This is a genomic window from Kluyvera ascorbata, from assembly GCF_023195735.1.
Taxonomy (GTDB): Bacteria; Pseudomonadota; Gammaproteobacteria; order Enterobacterales; family Enterobacteriaceae; genus Kluyvera; species Kluyvera ascorbata.
Map to the genome: position 1 here is coordinate 1,987,942 of NZ_CP096201.1, position 17,742 is coordinate 2,005,683.

General features: G+C 53.0%; 16 protein-coding genes. 14 read left to right on the forward strand and 2 right to left on the reverse strand.

Annotation, left to right across the window (positions count from 1 at the left end; all coding sequences use genetic code 11):
• Positions 1–10 precede the first annotated feature (10 nt).
• On the forward strand, positions 11–991 hold the full coding sequence (gene araH, locus MY052_RS09350; RefSeq protein ID WP_035897211.1) for an arabinose ABC transporter permease AraH: 981 nt from the start codon (positions 11–13) through the stop codon (positions 989–991).
• A gap of 100 nt (positions 992–1,091) precedes the next feature.
• Here araH and uspC read toward each other — a convergent pair whose 3' ends face one another.
• Positions 1,092–1,511 carry a universal stress protein UspC gene (uspC, locus tag MY052_RS09355; RefSeq protein ID WP_035897208.1) on the reverse strand — a complete coding sequence of 140 codons (420 nt, stop codon included), beginning with the start codon at positions 1,509–1,511 and terminating at the stop codon, positions 1,092–1,094.
• A gap of 789 nt (positions 1,512–2,300) precedes the next feature.
• On the opposite strand from uspC, the gene flhD reads away from it, so the two are divergent.
• From flhD to MY052_RS09390, 7 genes are all read left to right on the forward strand, one after another.
• Positions 2,301–2,651, forward strand: a complete 351-nt coding sequence (gene flhD / locus MY052_RS09360) for a flagellar transcriptional regulator FlhD (RefSeq protein WP_035897207.1) — start codon at positions 2,301–2,303, stop codon at positions 2,649–2,651.
• Positions 2,648–3,232 carry a flagellar transcriptional regulator FlhC gene (flhC, locus tag MY052_RS09365; protein ID WP_181814576.1) on the forward strand — a complete coding sequence of 195 codons (585 nt, stop codon included), beginning with the start codon at positions 2,648–2,650 and terminating at the stop codon, positions 3,230–3,232. The genes flhD and flhC overlap by 4 nt, the downstream gene beginning before the upstream one ends.
• A 122-nt stretch (positions 3,233–3,354) precedes the next feature.
• Positions 3,355–4,248, forward strand: a complete 894-nt coding sequence (gene motA / locus MY052_RS09370; RefSeq protein ID WP_035897203.1) for a flagellar motor stator protein MotA — start codon at positions 3,355–3,357, stop codon at positions 4,246–4,248.
• Entirely contained in the window at positions 4,245–5,171 is a 927-nt protein-coding gene (gene motB, locus MY052_RS09375) for a flagellar motor protein MotB (protein ID WP_115074046.1), read from the forward strand. Before motA ends, motB begins: the two co-directional genes overlap by 4 nt.
• A 4-nt stretch (positions 5,172–5,175) precedes the next feature.
• Entirely contained in the window at positions 5,176–7,215 is a 2,040-nt protein-coding gene (cheA, locus tag MY052_RS09380) for a chemotaxis protein CheA (RefSeq protein ID WP_035895229.1), read from the forward strand.
• A 22-nt stretch (positions 7,216–7,237) separates the two neighbouring features.
• On the forward strand, positions 7,238–7,741 hold the full coding sequence (cheW, locus tag MY052_RS09385; RefSeq protein ID WP_035895231.1) for a chemotaxis protein CheW: 504 nt from the start codon (positions 7,238–7,240) through the stop codon (positions 7,739–7,741).
• Between the two features lie 647 nt (positions 7,742–8,388).
• Entirely contained in the window at positions 8,389–9,663 is a 1,275-nt protein-coding gene (locus MY052_RS09390; RefSeq protein WP_248538653.1) for a porin, read from the forward strand.
• Between the two features lie 203 nt (positions 9,664–9,866).
• On the opposite strand, the gene MY052_RS09395 is transcribed toward MY052_RS09390, so the two are convergent.
• Entirely contained in the window at positions 9,867–11,129 is a 1,263-nt protein-coding gene (locus tag MY052_RS09395) for a dicarboxylate/amino acid:cation symporter (RefSeq protein ID WP_115074050.1), read from the reverse strand.
• Positions 11,130–11,389: 260 nt separating this feature from the next.
• Here MY052_RS09395 and tar point away from each other — a divergent pair, with 260 nt between their 5' ends.
• Genes tar through cheZ form a run of 6 tightly spaced genes read left to right on the forward strand, consistent with a single transcriptional unit; the run spans position 11,390 to position 17,684 of the window.
• The gene (gene tar / locus MY052_RS09400; protein ID WP_248538654.1) at positions 11,390–13,072 is read left to right on the forward strand and encodes a methyl-accepting chemotaxis protein II; all 1,683 of its coding nucleotides are present in this window, start codon (positions 11,390–11,392) and stop codon (positions 13,070–13,072) included.
• A gap of 10 nt (positions 13,073–13,082) precedes the next feature.
• Positions 13,083–14,687, forward strand: coding sequence for a methyl-accepting chemotaxis protein (locus MY052_RS09405; RefSeq protein WP_248538655.1), 1,605 nt, complete (start codon positions 13,083–13,085; stop codon positions 14,685–14,687).
• Between the two features lie 23 nt (positions 14,688–14,710).
• Positions 14,711–15,577, forward strand: coding sequence for a protein-glutamate O-methyltransferase CheR (gene cheR, locus MY052_RS09410; protein WP_035895238.1), 867 nt, complete (start codon positions 14,711–14,713; stop codon positions 15,575–15,577).
• Positions 15,574–16,623 (forward strand): protein-glutamate methylesterase/protein-glutamine glutaminase, encoded by a 1,050-nt coding sequence (locus MY052_RS09415; protein WP_035895240.1) that lies wholly within the window; start codon positions 15,574–15,576, stop codon positions 16,621–16,623. Before cheR ends, MY052_RS09415 begins: the two co-directional genes overlap by 4 nt.
• Positions 16,624–16,639: 16 nt before the next feature.
• Entirely contained in the window at positions 16,640–17,029 is a 390-nt protein-coding gene (gene cheY, locus MY052_RS09420) for a chemotaxis response regulator CheY (RefSeq protein WP_024552273.1), read from the forward strand.
• 10 nt (positions 17,030–17,039) lie between these two features.
• A complete protein-coding gene (gene cheZ, locus MY052_RS09425) occupies positions 17,040–17,684 on the forward strand; it encodes a protein phosphatase CheZ (protein WP_035895243.1) in 645 nt (214 codons plus the stop codon).
• Positions 17,685–17,742 lie beyond the last annotated feature (58 nt).

Consider the following 17,742-nt stretch of genomic DNA (forward strand, 5'->3'; position numbering starts at 1 on the left):
GGAGGTTACGATGTCATCTGTTACTACACCAGGCGCACGCCGCACGTCGCTGAGTTTTGGCCGTATCTGGGATCAGTACGGCATGCTGGTGGTCTTTGCCGTGCTGTTTATTTGCTGCGCCATTTTTGTGCCAAATTTTGCCTCATTCATCAATATGAAGGGGTTAGGGTTGGCGATTTCTATGTCGGGAATGGTGGCCTGCGGAATGCTCTTCTGCCTCGCTTCCGGCGACTTTGACCTGTCGGTAGCGTCGGTGATTGCCTGCGCGGGGGTCACCACGGCGGTGGTGATTAACCTCACTGAGAGCCTATGGATTGGCGTATTTGCCGGTCTGCTGCTCGGGGCGTTAAGCGGGTTGGTCAACGGTTTTGTTATTGCGAAACTGAAAATCAACGCCTTGATTACCACGCTTGCGACGATGCAGATTGTGCGAGGCCTCGCCTACATTATCTCAGATGGCAAGGCGGTGGGTATTGAAGACGAGCGCTTCTTTACCCTCGGCTATGCCAACTGGCTAGGGCTGCCGGCACCAATCTGGCTGACCGTTGGGTGCCTGATTATTTTCGGTTTACTGCTGAATAAAACCACCTTCGGGCGCAATACCCTGGCGATTGGCGGTAATGAAGAAGCGGCGCGTCTGGCGGGGGTTCCCGTGGTGCGTACCAAGATAATCATTTTTGTCCTATCCGGGCTGGTGTCCGCGGCGGCGGGTATTATTCTGGCCTCGCGTATGACCAGCGGCCAGCCGATGACTTCCATTGGTTATGAGCTGATCGTTATCTCGGCGTGCGTGCTGGGCGGCGTGTCGCTGAAGGGCGGGATCGGCAAGATCTCTTATGTGGTGGCCGGGATCCTGATTCTGGGAACGGTAGAAAACGCTATGAACCTGCTGAATATTTCCCCGTTCTCTCAGTATGTCGTGCGTGGCCTGATCTTACTGGCGGCGGTGATTTTTGACCGCTACAAACAGAAGGCGAAGCGTACAGTCTGATTGTGTGATATTGGTCCCGGCGTCGCTGCGCTCGGCCGGGCTACAAAAAATAGCTATCCGTAACCCGGCCGAGCGCAGCGACGCCGGGTTTCATCATTTGTTACAGTGTCACCAACAGCACATCAACGCCGCTATTCCCGGCAATCGCTTTGGCCGAGCAGGTGGCGCGTGAGAAGAAGCTTTGGTTATGGTTACCACAGATAACCAGGTCAACCTGGTGATTCTGGCAGAATGCTTTGACGTGATCGCACAGCTCACCCGAGGCAATATGGCTTTTCCAGATAGGGTAGTGGGTAGAGTCAGAAAGGCTTTGCAGAAATTGATGCGTTTCTTCCTGCATCAATTCACGCAGATTTTCCAGCATTGGTGCAGCCAGCTGGTTGTACATCTCCGGGTCAGTTGACAGCGTTATCAAACTAATACGGGCACCGGCAGGCTCGGCGATTTCCACTGCTTTCCTTAGCAGCTCATGACTCTCTGGGGTAGGCGCAACGGCCACCAAAAGATGTGAGTAAGACATCAGACCTCCTTGCTTGAATGACACGCACTCGATCCTTCATCTCTTACTCTTTTTACCGCCTCGCTGCAAGCATTGGGGGGAGTATCGCTGTCTATAACTTAACCTAATACATTAGCAAGGTTTATGCGAATGACGGTATTAAAGGTGCGTAAATTGCATAAGCCGCACTGAATATATGATGTAACCAGTAAGGCGGATAAACATTTAATTTTTGCTGAAATATTGTTAATAAAAAGTAAATAACATGCAAATTAATTTGTGGCAAATGATTATATGTTTCAATTTGTTGAATTTAAAATGAATTTTATTTATTAGATGAAAGCATGATCTGTGATAATTTTTTCGCATCTGGCTCGCGTAAAGTCCCTCGTCCTGAATCTTTGTTAAATACTTTCGGTGAATGAATATCCGTTAGGCTGGAATAAAATAGCGATTTTTTTGCTTAAATAATACTCAAAATACAATTGAGACTGATGGATTGAGGGGCGAAATTTGATTTGATTTTGTGACGGAGATCACATAAATTTCAAATTAACAGCGAAGTAACATTGTATGTGTCACATCTGGCGAGTAAAGTTGCGTCGAATTAGGAAAAATCTTAGTAAATTGTAAGAAATGTTTAGGTTAGTCGGGCGAGAGGTCAACGCGCCGACCGACAACCCTGCAGAAAGATTCACCTAATCGGCTATGCATTTCGACCGATTTTTTTTATCGGGCCTTGCCCGACGACATCACGGGGTATGCGGTTTGACCGCATAAAGTACTAATTGGTTATTCGGGATGGGGAAAATGCATACATCCGAGTTGCTAAAGCACATTTATGACATCAATTTGTCTTACTTGCTTCTTGCACAGCGTTTGATTGGTCAGGATAAGGCTTCAGCTATGTTTCGTCTCGGCATCAACGAGGCCATGGCTAAAGTTCTTGGTGAACTGACTCTTCCGCAGATGGTGAAAATTGCGGAGACCAACCAGTTAGTTTGCCAGTTCCGTTTTGATGATGCTCAAAGCATCACCCGTCTTACGCAAGAGTCACGAGTTGACGACTTACAGCAGATTCATACCGGTATTCTGCTCTCCACCAGACTGCTGAATGAAGCCAGCCAATCAGGCGAACCTGCACGTAAGAAAAGGGCCTGAAAATGAGCGAAAAAAGCATTGTTCAGGAAGCCCGCGATATTCAGCTTGCTATGGAGTTGATAACGCTGGGCGCGCGTTTGCAGATGCTGGAAAGTGAAACCCAGCTCAGCCGTGGTCGTCTGATTAAGCTGTACAAAGAACTGCGCGGCAGCCCGCCTCCAAAAGGAATGCTGCCGTTTTCCACGGACTGGTTTATGACATGGGAACAGAATATTCACTCTTCCATGTTCTGTAATGCCTGGCAGTTTTTACTCAAAAGCGGACAGTGCTCTGGCGTGGACGCCGTGATTAAAGCCTACCGCTTGTACCTCGAACAATGTCCACAGCAGGATAACGGGCCGCTTCTGGCGCTGACTCGCGCATGGACGTTAGTCCGCTTTGTGGAAAGCGGAATGCTTGAACTCTCCAGCTGCCATTCCTGCGGCGGCAATTTCATTACTCATGCGCACCAGCCAGCGGGCAGCTTTGTTTGCAGCCTTTGCCAGCCACCATCTCGCGCAGTAAAAAGACGTAAACTTTCCGACAATCTTGCCGATAGTAATCCACAACTGCTGGATGAACAGATAGAGCAAGCTGTTTAACCCACACGGTGTGGATAAAACACTCCAGCAGCGGTCTTGATGATCGCTGCTTTTTTTTACCCGTCGGTTAGTGACTTTGCTCATCTGTCTCCACTCATGGTCAACGGTGGAAGGATGATAACGTGCTTATCTTAATAGGTTACCTGGTTGTTTTGGGGACAGTTTTCGGCGGCTATATGATGACCGGCGGACACCTTGGGGCACTGTATCAACCGGCCGAGCTGATTATCATCGGCGGGGCGGGTGTCGGGGCTTTTATCGTCGGGAACAACGGCAAGGCTATCAAGGGCACGCTTAAGGCGCTGCCGCTGCTGTTTCGTCGCTCGAAATACACAAAAACGATGTACATGGACCTGCTGGCACTGCTTTATCGTCTGATGGCGAAGTCGCGCCAGCAGGGGATGTTTTCGCTCGAACGCGATATTGAAAACCCCAAAGAGAGCGAAATTTTTGCCAGCTATCCGCGCATTCTTGCCGATAAAGTGATGCTGGAATTTATCGTCGACTATCTGCGTCTGATTATCAGCGGCAACATGAACACCTTCGAAATTGAAGCGCTGATGGACGAAGAAATTGAAACCCATGAAAGCGAATGTGAAGTTCCGGCGAACAGCCTGGCGCTGGTCGGCGACTCACTGCCGGCTTTCGGTATCGTTGCGGCGGTAATGGGGGTTGTTCACGCGCTGGGTTCAGCTGACAGACCCGCAGCAGAGCTTGGGGCGCTGATTGCCCACGCGATGGTGGGAACATTCCTTGGCATCTTACTGGCCTACGGATTTGTCTCTCCGTTAGCCAGCGTACTGCGCCAGAAAAGCGCAGAAACGACTAAAATGATGCAGTGCGTCAAAATTACGCTGCTGTCGAACCTCAATGGCTATGCACCGCCGATTGCCGTCGAGTTTGGCCGTAAAACCCTTTACACCAGCGAACGTCCTTCGTTCGTCGAGCTGGAAGAACATGTGCGTGCGGTGCGTAACCCGGCTGGCCAGCAGCAGACCACAACCGAGGACGCATGAAAAACCAATCGCATCCTATTGTCGTCGTAAAGCGGCGTAAACATAAATCGCACGGTAGCGCCCACGGCTCGTGGAAAATTGCCTATGCGGATTTCATGACCGCCATGATGGCCTTCTTTCTGGTGATGTGGCTTATCTCCATCTCAAGCCCGAAAGAGCTTATCCAGATCGCGGAGTATTTCCGTACCCCGTTGGCGACGGCTATCAGCGGTGGCCCTCGGATGGCGAACAGCGATAGCCCGATCCCCGGCGGCGGTGATGATGTCACCCAGCAGCAGGGGGAAGTGCAGAAACAGCCGAATATTGACGACCTGAAAAAACGGATGGAGACCAACCGTCTCAAACGGATTCGCGGTGAGCTGGATCAGCTGATTGAAGCTGACCCTAAACTGCGCGCGCTGCGCCCGCATCTGAAGATTGACCTGGTTCAGGAGGGGCTGCGTATTCAGATTATCGACAGCCAGAACCGACCAATGTTTAAAACAGGCAGCGCCGAAGTGGAACCGTATATGCGCGATATTTTGCGCGCGATAGCCCCGGTACTGAATGAAATACCGAACAAAGTCAGCCTGTCTGGGCACACGGATGATTACCCCTACGCTTCTGGTGAACGAGGGTACAGCAACTGGGAACTGTCGGCCGACCGCGCCAACGCCTCGCGCCGCGAGCTGGTCGCTGGCGGGCTGGATGATGGCAAAGTTTTGCGCGTTATCGGGATGTCTAACTCGATGCGCTTATCAGAGCACGGTGGCAACGATGCGATTAACCGTCGTATCAGCCTGCTGGTGCTGAATAACCAGGCTGAGCAGGCCATTCTCCATGAGAATGCCGAGAGCCAGAATGAACCTTTAAGCGTAATCCAGTCGCCGAATACCTCTTCAGCAGCGGCAGGGACTACGCCGCCACAACCCGACTCGAGGTGATAGCGTGAGCATGGATATCAGCGATTTTTATCAGACATTTTTTGATGAGGCCGATGAACTTCTGGCCGATATGGAACAGCATCTGCTGAACCTGGTAGTGGACGACCCTGATGCTGAACAGCTGAATGCTATTTTCCGCGCTGCGCACTCGATTAAAGGCGGCGCGGGAACCTTTGGCTTCACCGTGTTGCAGGAAACCACGCACCTGATGGAAAACTTGCTGGACGAGGCTCGTCGCGGGGAAATGCAGCTCAGCACCGATATTATCAACCTGTTTTTGGAAACCAAAGATATTATGCAGGAACAGCTCGACGCCTATAAAAGCTCCACCGAACCGGACGCTGCCAGCTTCGAATATATCTGCAATGCGCTGCGCCAATTGGCGCTGGAAGCGAAAGGTGAAAGTGTCCCTCCCGTGGCGGGTGGTGCGCGCTTAAGCGTGGTAGACAACGCAACGCAGCAGGCGGAGGTATCAGCTAACGCGGATGCATCGGCTGTTGCCGGGAAAAAACAGATTACGCTCTCACGCCTGAAGGCGGGCGAGCCGGATATGCTGGAAGAAGAGCTGAACAACCTGGCGACGTTAAGCCAGGTCAGCAAAACGGCCGATAGTTTAACCGCCGTGATAGAGGGCGGCGTGGACGAAGATGATATCGTCGCCGTGCTGTGCTTTGTCATCGAAGCCGATCAGATTGACTTTACTACCGCGCCTGCGGCCGAGGAGAAAGCGCAAGCCGAACCTGACGTAATGGAAGAAGTGGTCGCTGAACCGGTTGCCGCCGCAGTCGCAACGGCGGCTGCACCAAGCCCGGCTGCACCGCGCGCAGAACGCGAAAAACCAGCCGCCCGTAGCAGCGAATCGACCAGCATTCGCGTCGCGGTAGAAAAAGTTGACCAGTTGATTAACCTGGTTGGTGAACTGGTTATCACCCAATCCATGCTGGCGCAGCGCTCAAACGCGCTTGATCCGGTATCGCACGGCGATCTGATTACCAGCATGGGGCAGTTGCAGCGCAACGCGCGTGACCTCCAGGAATCGGTGATGTCGATTCGTATGATGCCGATGGAGTATGTCTTTAGCCGCTTCCCACGCCTGGTTCGCGACCTGGCGGGCAAGCTTGGCAAACAGGTTGAACTGACGCTGATGGGCAGCTCAACCGAACTCGATAAAAGCCTGATTGAACGCATTATCGACCCGTTAACGCACCTGGTGCGTAACAGTCTCGACCACGGGATTGAACTGCCGGAAACGCGTCTCGCCGCCGGGAAATCGGCCGTGGGCAACCTGATTCTGTCCGCAGAACACCAGGGCGGTAACATCTGTATCGAAGTTACCGACGACGGCGCGGGGCTGAATCGCGAGCGTATTCTGGCGAAGGCGATGTCGCAGGGCATGGCGGTAAATGAAAGCATGACCGATGAAGAGGTCGGGATGCTGATTTTTGCGCCGGGCTTCTCGACGGCAGAGCAGGTGACTGACGTCTCCGGGCGCGGCGTGGGAATGGACGTGGTGAAACGTAACATCCAGGAGATGGGCGGCCACGTTGAGATCCAGTCGAAGCAAGGTTCCGGTACCACCATCCGCATCTTGCTGCCGCTGACGCTGGCGATACTGGATGGTATGTCGGTCAAAGTCAGCGAAGAGGTCTTTATCCTACCGCTTAACGCGGTGATGGAGTCGCTGCAGCCGCGCGAAGAAGATCTGCATCCGCTGGCGGGCGGCGAGCGCGTGCTGGAAGTCCGCGGTGAATATCTGCCGCTGGTGGAACTGTGGAAAGCGTTTGAGGTTCAAGGGGCGAAAACCGAAGCGACGCAGGGCATTGTGGTTATCCTGCAAAGCGCGGGGCGTCGCTATGCGCTGCTGGTGGATCAACTGATTGGTCAGCATCAGGTGGTGGTGAAAAACCTTGAAAGCAACTATCGCAAAGTGCCGGGTATTTCCGCGGCCACCATTCTTGGCGACGGCAGCGTCGCGCTGATTGTCGATGTCTCTGCCTTGCAGGGGCTCAACCGTGAAAAACGTCTGGCGAGCACCGCCGCCTGATACGCAGAAATAAGGGAACAACATGACCGGTATGACGAATGTAACAAAGCTGGCGGGTGAACCGACTGGGCAAGAATTCCTGGTATTTACGCTGGGCAATGAAGAGTACGGCATCGATATTCTGAAGGTGCAGGAGATTCGTGGCTACGATCAGGTGACGCGCATTGCGAACACCCCGGCCTTTATTAAAGGCGTGACCAATCTACGTGGCGTGATTGTGCCGATTGTTGACCTACGCGTGAAGTTCAGCCAGGAAGACGTCGAGTACAATGACAATACGGTGGTTATCGTGCTGAATCTCGGTCAACGTGTTGTGGGTATCGTTGTGGACGGCGTGTCCGATGTTCTTTCTCTGGCCGCCGAGCAGATTCGCCCGGCGCCGGAGTTTGCCGTAACGCTTTCTACCGAATATCTGACCGGGCTTGGCGCATTGGGCGACCGTATGCTGATTCTGGTGAATATTGAGAAGCTGCTCAATAGCGAAGAGATGGCATTGCTGGATAGCGCGGCAAGCCACGCTGCATAATGGGCACAGGGTTCATCGTCATAAAACGATGAACCCTGTTTTTCCGCTGAAGTTGAATATTTAAAATTTGTGATTTTAATACCTACCTGGTTCTCAATTCCTGATAACACCCACTTTATTTTATTTATGATTTATGCACCTCGATAAAATATAAATATTCTCAAAGTGAATAATTCAATCAAATCAATAGAATTAATATATCAATAATTTCAATTTTTGCGATTGGGGTATATCGCAAATTCATTGGGTGTAAATGAAATCAACCTGAGTTGACGATAGATTAGCGCGCTATGAAAAAATAATGTTAATGTAATTAATGATATTGGTAGTCGGTGTTGTTTTTTAATGTACTGTAATTATTAATAAATGGTTTATCATTTATAATTAGCAATACTTATATCTATATTTGAATTGGCTTATTCATAAATTGAATTCTAAATTCATCAAACTGTAAAAATATAATCATTATGTGATTGCTGGAAAGGAAATAATTCTTAGTGATCATTGTCTTATTTTTTATTGTTCCGCGTAGTAAATAGAATCTTTCTGCAATTAATATTTCCCTCGTGGAGAGAACGCTTTCTTTCCCACTTATAAATTTAACGTTATCAAAAAACATAATCTTAAATATTGATTAAGGGATTTCTATGCGCGTAAAAACAGTAATGATTAAACCCTCTATTATCGCTCTGGCCATTACCGCAGCGGTAGGCGCTCCGGCATATGCGCTGGCTGCCAGCGGCGACTTCGCCTCGCCAGCCTATACGGCGACACAAACTAAAGGTGAGATGGTTTATCAGGGCGATGACACGGCAATTTCTATTATGGGTTCCATTCGCCTGTATGCCAAAGACGACTCCGCGCATAGCGTAGAACATAATATCCAGAACAACGATTCACGTCTGGGCGTCGCGCTGCGTCAGAAAATTAATGATAAAGGCTATTATGCCGCCGGTTATTATGAAACTGGTATGCACGGTCTGGATTCCGCGACTGACGATCAGGGTAACGATGTTTATACCCGCCAGGCCTATGCCGGTTTAGGAAACGATGAATACGGTGTTATTACCTTCGGTAAACAATACGCGCCAACCGACTGGGGTTTGGGTATTGATACGACTTACGCTTATGGCGGTAAGGCAAAACATGACACTGCCGGGATGTCGACCGATATTGTTAACTCGGCAGCGATTTACTATTACAACACCAAAGCATTTACCGTTGGCGTGATGGGCCAGGGAAATGATGATGTGGATAGCATTGGATTTGGCAGCGGTTACGGCGATGGCCCGGATATGCATGATGCCTATCATGATGGTTCTGCTACCGTACATGGCGGCGGTGCGCTGGCGGCGCAATATCGCTTTGATAACGGCTTCTCTATTTCTGGTGCGGCGGCATATAACAACTATACGGTGAATCAGGGAACGGAAACGATCAACGAAGATTACGGTACGACAGGCGGCACCGTACCGGTTACCTATGTTACCGGCCCATCCTATGACGGTAATACTTACTCCATGGGGATGAACGCCAAATACACCGCGAACTTCGACGGTTTCACCTGGTATAACGCCGCGCAGGCTACCTATTACATCAACAAAGTTGATGATGTTAATGCGGCAAGAAGCGGTACGAGCAATGCCACCGATGACCAGGAAACGATTCTCGGTCTGGAATATGCGTCCCAGTTTAAAATTACGCCGGAGTGGAGCGTATACGCTAACTTTGACTGGACCGAAGGCGGTGACGCGATGGACGGCCAGCACTTCCAGTCCACGACGTTAGGTACCGATTACTGGTTAGGCAAAAATGCCGTCACTTATATTGAATACGGCTATGAGAAAGCCAGCGGCAATACGGATGACAGCTATAACGTTTCCGATCACCTTGCTGCGGTCGGTATGCGTATCTTTATCTAAACCCTGTTTTATCCCGTCTCTGGCCAGTGAGGCGGGCTTTTTCATTGCGCTTGAGTATTTGCTTTTGGGTCGTCGGGGGAAGGGGAGTCAACTTCAGGGCGGCTGTGATAGGTTTTTGTTGGATTTAGCCAGACCCTGGGGTCTGGCTTTTGTTTGAGTGCATTTCCCGGCCAAGCGAAGCGCCGCCGGGAACGGCTCAAATATTACATATTCTGCTGCACAACCTCAGGCTCAACTTCTTCGAGCTGACCTTCGTTCTGCGACAGCATTGCCGTCGCCACGCCGTTACCCAGCACGTTAATCGCCGAACGACCCATATCAAGGAAGTGGTCGATACCCATCAGCAGCAGGATACCCGCCACCGGAATATTAAAGCTCGGGATGGTGGCTGCCAGCACGACCAACGCGGAGCGCGGTACCCCGGCGATGCCTTTGGAAGCCAGCATCAGCGTCAGCATCAGCACGGCAATCTCAGAGAAGCTCAGGTGGATGTTGTACGCCTGGGCGATAAACATCGAAGCAAATGAGCAGTACACCATCGACCCGACCAGGTTAAATGAATAACCAATCGGCAGTACGAACGACACGATATTGCGCGAGCAGCCGAACTTGGTCAGCTGTTCCAGCGTTTTCGGGTAGGCCGCTTCAGAGCTGCTGGTAGTAAACGCCACCAGTACCGGGTCTTTCAGCATGCCGAGCAGACGGAAAACGTCTTTCTTAAGCACCATGTAGCCCAGCGCAACCAGCACGCAGCAGGTCAACAGAATAGCCACATAGTAACCGCCGATGAACGAGGCGTAGTTCAGCAGGATCCCCAAACCTTCCGTCGCAATCACCGAAGAGATAGCGGCGAAAATAGCCAGCGGCGCAACGTACATCACGTATCCGGTGACCTTCAGCATGATATGGGAAACCACGTCCAGCGCGGCAACCAACGGGGCGTTGAACTTCTGTCCCAGCGACGCGCCGCCAATACCGAAGAACATCGAGAACACCACAATCTGCAGGATTTCGTTATCCGCCATCGCACCAACGATACTGGTTGGGATTGTGTGGGAAAGGAAACCTTTCAGGCTCATACCGCTGACGGCGAGGCCGGTATCAACGGTGTCTTTGGGAATGGCCAGATTCAGACCGCTGCCAGGGTGCTGCAGCGTCACAATAAACAGGCCCACCAGAATAGACAGCACCGAAGAGCTGATAAACCAGACCATCGCTTTACCACCGACGCGACCGATCGTTGAGGTCTCGCCGAGCTTCATGATCCCAACCGTCAGGGTACTGAAGACTAACGGTGCGATGACCATTTTGATTAAGCGTAAGAAGATATCGGTAAGCAGCGTGATGTTACTGGACCAGACTTGAATGGTGGTTGCGGATGCGTAGGAATGGATCATTGCGCCAGTCAGAATGCCTGCCAGCATGAAAATCACGATAAAAACCGTGAGTTTATTTGCGTTTGCCACGAAAAAATACCCCGTCAGATTACAAAAGTGTCGTGCGATGAAAAATGCTTTTTTAGTTATGTAATGTCATTAATCATTCACCACATAAATTGTATGAAAGTGAGGTGATTTACAACTTTTTTTTATGATTTATAAAAAACGTTGTTATTCAGTGACTCGCGTCAGCACCGCATCAACCCTCAGATTTTTACTCGCCCGGCACTTAAGTTTCTTTTTGGGATGCCGATAACAGCCGTAACAAGTCATAGAGAAGGTGCTGTATGTTAAACCGTATCCGCGTTGTCACGCTGCTGATGTTGGTGCTGGTCGTCTTCGCACTTTTGCAGCTGGTCTCCGGGGGCTTTTTGTTCTCCTCGTTGCACCAGAACCAACAAAGCTTTGCATTATCTAATACGCTTCGAACCCAACAGGCAGAGCTCACGAAGTCGTGGGATCTGTTATTGCAAACCCGTATCAACCTGAGCCGTTCTTCGGCCAGGATGATGATGGATACCGCCAATCAGCAGAGCAGCGCAAAAACCGAACTGCTGAAAAATGCGCGTACCACCCTTGAGCAGGCGGCAGGTCATTTCGCGCGTTTCAGCGAAACGCCCGCGCTTCCCGCGATGAGTGATACCAGCCAGCAGGTCACGAAAACCTACCAGAACTACTATGCTGCCTTACAGGAGCTGGTGGGGTTCCTGGAAAACGGCAATATGGATGCCTACTTCGCTCAGCCAACGCAGGGAATGCAAAACGCGCTGGGTGACGCGATGACTCAGTATGCGACCCAAAGCGAAGGCCTCTATCAGCACGCATTTACCACCAGTAGCCGCGATTACCAGATTGCCCGCTGGCAACTGCTGGTACTGGCGGTGGTGCTGGTTATCGTGATGGTGGGCGCGTGGTTTGGTATTCGCGCCATTCTGCTTAAACCGCTGGCATCGGTCATGGGCCATATCCGCCATATTGCGGCGGGCGATCTGACCCAAAGTCTGACGCTGCGCGGACGCAACGAAATCACCGAACTGGCGGGAACCGTCAGTCATATGCAAGCCTCACTTATCGATACCGTAACGCATGTGCGGGAAGGTGCCGAGGCGATTTATCACGGCACCAGTGAAATTGCCGCCGGGAACAACGACCTGTCGGCGCGAACCGAGCAGCAGTCTGCTTCCCTCGAAGAGACGGCTGCCAGCATGGAACAGCTGACGGCGACCGTGAAGCAGAACGCCGAAAACGCCCGTCAGGCCTCGCATCTGGCGCAAAGCGCTTCTGAGACCGCCCAGCGCGGCGGCAACGTGGTCAACGGCGTGGTGAACACCATGCACGAAATTGCCGCCAGTTCGCAGAAAATTTCCGATATTACCGGCGTTATCGACGGTATTGCCTTCCAGACCAATATTCTGGCGCTGAATGCCGCCGTCGAAGCGGCGCGCGCGGGTGAGCAGGGCCGCGGCTTTGCCGTCGTCGCCGGTGAAGTGCGTAATCTGGCAAGCCGCAGCGCGCAGGCGGCAAAAGAGATCAAAGCCTTAATTGAAGATTCTGTCTCCAGGGTCGATACCGGTTCTGTGCTGGTAGAAAGCGCAGGCGAGACCATGACCGATATTGTGAATGCCGTCACCCGCGTGACCGACATTATGGGCGAAATCGCCTCTGCTTCAGATGAACAGAGTCGCGGTATCGACCAGGTGGCGATAGCCGTCGCAGAAATGGACAGCGTCACCCAACAAAACGCCGCGCTGGTGGAAGAGTCGGCAACCGCCGCCGCCGCGCTGGAAGATCAGGCCGAACGTCTGAATCAAGCCGTTGCGACTTTCCGTCTTAACGTAGCGTCCGCACAGCATGCAACAAAAGCGGATCAGGCACCGACAGTGGCAAAACGCCTCGCGTCGAGTCCCGAACGCGGTACCGATACTAACGGGAAACATTTTAATTTTATCTGCGGTCTTTGCCGCCTTTAGGAGTGTGGTGATGCTTTATCGTATTCGAATCTCTACCACGTTGTTTCTGATTTTGATTCTCTGCGGCATTTTGCAGATTGGCAGTAACGGACTCTCTTTCTGGGCTTTTCGCGATGGGCAGCAAAACATTAATCAGATAGACCAGAGCAGCCAGCAGTTGAATACCCTAACGGAATCGCGCGCTGCGATGCTGCAGGCCAGCACGATGCTGAACAAAGCCGGCACGCTGACGGCGCTGAGCTATCCGCCGGATGAAGTGCGCGGCATCGTTGATGACGTGAAACAGAATCTGTCGCAGGCCGATGCGCTATTCCAGGGCTTTATGGCGCTGCCGCTGATGAGCGAGCACGATAAAGAACTCCAGGCTCAGACGGCGACAACCTTCACCGCCTGGCATGAAATGTTAGCGCACCAGACGGCGTGGCTTGAGAACAACCAGCTGTCTGAGTTTGTTGCGGCACCGGTGCAGAAATCGCAGGACCAGTTTGATAACGACTACGAAAGCTGGCGCAAAAATATCGAGACCTACGTGGCTTCCGCTGAACGCGAAAGCCAAAGCGATTATCAGCGTTCGACCATTACCTTTATTGGCATGGTGATTATCTCTGTGCTCATCACCGTTGGTGCGCTGTGGTGGGTGCGCCATATGGTGGTCAAGCCAATGGATATCATCAGCAGCCATTTTGACAATATTGCCCACGGCAACCTGGCGCGTCCGATTGCCGTCTACGGTAAGAATGAAATCAGCGCCATCTTTGCCGGTCTGAAAACCATGCAACAATCGCTGCGTGACACCGTCGGCCAGGTGCGCGAAGGCAGCTATGCGATGCATACCGGCATTTCGGAAATTGCCGCTGGGAATAACGATCTCTCCTCACGCACCGAACAGCAGGCGGCATCGCTGGCGGAGACTGCCGCCAGTATGGAGCAGTTGACGGCAACGGTGAGCCAAAACGCCGATAACGCCCGCAAGGCTTCAAATCTGGCTCACGGTGCGGCGGATACGGCGAAGCGCGGCGGTGAGCAAGCCTCCCATGTGGCTCGGACAATGCAGAACATCGCCACCAGTTCGCGCAAGATTAGCGACATTATCAGCGTGATTGACGGTATTGCCTTCCAGACCAACATTCTGGCGCTGAACGCGGCGGTGGAAGCCGCGCGTGCCGGTGAACAAGGGCGTGGGTTCGCCGTTGTGGCCGGTGAAGTGCGCAACCTGGCAAGCCGTAGCGCACAGGCAGCAAAAGAGATCAAAGGGCTAATTGAAGAGTCGGTTGCCCGCGTGCAGGAAGGTTCCGCACTGGTGGAAACCTCCGCGAATACCATGACCGAGATTGTGCAGTCCGTCACCCGCGTAAACGACATCATGGGTGAAATCGCCTCCGCTTCTGACGAGCAGCGTCGCGGAATTGAACAGGTGGCGCAGGCGGTAACGCAGATGGACCAGGTCACCCAGCAGAACGCCTCGCTGGTGGAAGAGGGCGCGGCGGCCACGCAGCAGTTGGCCGATCAGGCCGATCGCCTGACCAACGTCGTATCGGTATTTTCGCTGGAAGAAATCAAAGCAGCGGCGCCGCGCGAAAGCGTAGAGCTGGCTGCGGTACCCGCAGTTTCGTGAATGATGTGATGTAAGAAGGCGCTATGACTGTATCTCTGCCAAATGGGCAATCGCAACTACTGAGCCAACTGACACAGCGCCTGACGCTCACCGACGGACAATTCCGTCGGATCTGTCAACTGATCTACCAGCGCGCTGGGATCGTGCTGGCCGATCATAAGCGTGACATGGTTTATAACCGCCTGGTGCGGCGTCTACGCACGCTGAACCTTGACGACTTTGGTCACTATCTCAGCCTGCTGGAGGCCAACGGCGACAGCCCCGAGTGGCAGGCATTTATTAACTCGCTCACCACGAACCTGACGGCATTTTTCCGTGAGGCGCACCATTTTCCGACGCTTGCCGAGCATGCGGCGCGTCGGCAGGGGGAGTATCGGGTGTGGAGCGCAGCGGCATCGACGGGCGAGGAACCTTACTCCATCGCCATCACCCTTGCCGATACGCTCGGAACCGCGCCGGGCCGCTGGAAGGTGTTTGCCAGCGATATCGACACCGAAGTGCTGGAGAAAGCGCAGAGCGGTATTTACCGCATGGACGAGCTGAAAACGCTCTCCCAGCAGCAGCTGCAGCGCTATTTCATGCGCGGAACCGGGCCACATTCTGGCCTGGTACGTGTGCGTTCTGAGCTGGCGAACTACGTGGACTTTTCCACGCTGAATTTGCTGAATGCTCACTACAACATACCCGGGCCGTTTGATGCGATCTTCTGTCGCAACGTGATGATCTATTTCGATAAGACCACGCAGCAGGAGATCCTTAAACGCTTTGTCCCGCTGCTGAAACCGGACGGGCTGCTGTTTGCCGGACATTCGGAAAACTTTAGCCATCTTGCCCGTGAGTTCAGCCTGCGTGGACAAACGGTCTATGCGTTAAGTAAGGGAAGAACATGAAAAAAATAAGGGTCCTCTCCGTCGATGATTCCGCGCTGATGCGGCAAATCATGACGGAAATTATCAACGAGCATGACGACATGGAGATGGTCGCCACCGCGCCCGACCCGCTGGTGGCTCGTGACCTGATAAAAAAATTTAATCCTGATGTATTAACGCTGGACGTGGAAATGCCGCGCATGGATGGCCTCGATTTCCTCGAAAAACTGATGCGTCTGCGCCCGATGCCGGTGGTGATGGTGTCTTCGCTGACCGGGAAAGGTTCGGAAGTCACGCTACGCGCGCTGGAGCTGGGGGCGGTGGATTTTGTCACCAAGCCGCAGCTTGGTATTCGCGAAGGAATGCTGGCTTACAGCGAAACCATTGCCGAGAAGGTGCGTGCCGCTTCGCGAGCACGTATTAGCGCCCATAAGCCGCTGCCAGCCCCGGTGACGCTTAAAGCCGGTCCGCTGCTGAGCTCTGAAAAATTGATTGCCATTGGTGCCTCTACGGGGGGTACCGAGGCGATTCGTCATGTGCTGCAGCCGCTGCCGCTTTCAAGCCCCGCGTTGCTGATAACCCAGCACATGCCGCCGGGCTTTACCCGCTCGTTCGCCGAGCGTTTGAACAAGCTGTGCCAGATAACGGTAAAAGAAGCCGAGGACGGCGAGCGCGTCCTGCCGGGCCATGCCTACATTGCGCCGGGCGATAAACATATGGAGCTCGCGCGTAGCGGGGCCAACTATCAAATCAAAATTCACGACGGGCCGCCGGTTAATCGCCATCGCCCGTCGGTTGATGTGCTGTTTCATTCGGTTGCGAAGCACGCGGGGCGTAACGCCGTGGGGGTCATCCTCACCGGCATGGGCAACGACGGTGCGGCCGGGATGCATGCCATGTTTCAGGCGGGTGCCTGGACCATTGCGCAGAATGAAGCCAGTTGTGTGGTGTTCGGCATGCCGCGTGAGGCCATCAATACCGGTGGCGTCAGCGAAGTGGTCGATCTTAGCCAGGTAAGCCAGCAGATGCTGGCAAAAATCAGTGCCGGACAGGCAATACGTATTTGATCAGGAGAATTATTTTATGGCGGATAAAGAGCTTAAGTTTTTGGTTGTGGATGACTTTTCCACCATGCGTCGCATCGTACGCAACCTGTTAAAAGAGCTGGGATTTAACAACGTTGAAGAAGCGGAAGACGGCGTGGATGCGCTGAATAAGCTGCAGGCGGGCGGGTTTGGCTTCGTGATTTCTGACTGGAACATGCCGAACATGGATGGCCTCGAGCTGCTGAAAACCATTCGTGCCGATGGCGCAATGGCGGCCATGCCGGTGTTGATGGTAACGGCTGAAGCGAAAAAAGAGAACATCATTGCTGCCGCACAGGCAGGGGCCAGTGGCTATGTGGTGAAACCGTTTACCGCCGCGACGCTGGAAGAGAAGCTGAACAAAATCTTCGAGAAACTGGGCATGTAAGGTGACGAACATGATGCAATCTTCCATCAAGCCCGGCGATGAACACTCTGCCGCGGATATTATCAGCCGTATTGGCAATCTGACCCGTATGCTGCGCGACAGTTTGCGCGAGTTGGGTCTGGACCAGGCGATTGCGGAAGCGGCAGAGGCGATTCCCGATGCCCGCGATCGTCTCGATTACGTGGTACAGATGACCGCTCAGGCGGCTGAACGCGCGCTTAACAGCGTTGAGGCATCGCAGCCGCATCAGGATGAAATGGAGAAGGGCGCAAAAGCATTGACCAAGCGTTGGGATGAATGGTTTGAAAACCCGATTGAGCTTGCCGATGCTCGCGAACTGGTGACCGATACGCGCAAATACCTTGGCGATGTGCCGGGTCATACCAGCTTTACCAACGCGCAGCTGCTCGACATCATGATGGCGCAGGATTTCCAGGATCTGACGGGTCAGGTTATCAAGCGCATGATGGATGTGATTCAGGAGATCGAACGTCAGCTGCTGATGGTTCTGCTGGAGAACATCCCGGAACAGGGCGCACGCCAGAAGCGTGAAAACGACAGCCTCCTTAACGGACCACAGGTCGACACCTCCAAAGCCGGCGTAGTTGCCAGCCAGGATCAGGTAGACGACCTGCTGGACAGCCTCGGCTTCTAAGCCACTGTAGCCCGGCTGAGCGAATGCGACGCCGGGAAATCCCGCTTCACCCCTATCT

Bases quoted from the DNA above. Each gene is read 5' to 3' on its own strand.
- cheW (WP_035895231.1), top strand. From the start codon at position 7,238: ATGACCGGTATGACGAATGTAACAAAGCTGGCGGGTGAACCGACTGGG.
- MY052_RS09390 (WP_248538653.1), top strand. From the start codon at position 8,389: ATGCGCGTAAAAACAGTAATGATTAAACCCTCTATTATCGCTCTGGCC.
- MY052_RS09405 (WP_248538655.1), top strand. From the start codon at position 13,083: ATGCTTTATCGTATTCGAATCTCTACCACGTTGTTTCTGATTTTGATT.
- cheR (WP_035895238.1), top strand. From the start codon at position 14,711: ATGACTGTATCTCTGCCAAATGGGCAATCGCAACTACTGAGCCAACTG.
- uspC (WP_035897208.1), bottom strand. From the start codon at position 1,511: ATGTCTTACTCACATCTTTTGGTGGCCGTTGCGCCTACCCCAGAGAGT.
- MY052_RS09415 (WP_035895240.1), top strand. From the start codon at position 15,574: ATGAAAAAAATAAGGGTCCTCTCCGTCGATGATTCCGCGCTGATGCGG.
- motB (WP_115074046.1), top strand. From the start codon at position 4,245: ATGAAAAACCAATCGCATCCTATTGTCGTCGTAAAGCGGCGTAAACAT.
- tar (WP_248538654.1), top strand. From the start codon at position 11,390: ATGTTAAACCGTATCCGCGTTGTCACGCTGCTGATGTTGGTGCTGGTC.
- cheZ (WP_035895243.1), top strand. From the start codon at position 17,040: ATGATGCAATCTTCCATCAAGCCCGGCGATGAACACTCTGCCGCGGAT.
- araH (WP_035897211.1), top strand. From the start codon at position 11: ATGTCATCTGTTACTACACCAGGCGCACGCCGCACGTCGCTGAGTTTT.
- flhD (WP_035897207.1), top strand. From the start codon at position 2,301: ATGCATACATCCGAGTTGCTAAAGCACATTTATGACATCAATTTGTCT.
- cheY (WP_024552273.1), top strand. From the start codon at position 16,640: ATGGCGGATAAAGAGCTTAAGTTTTTGGTTGTGGATGACTTTTCCACC.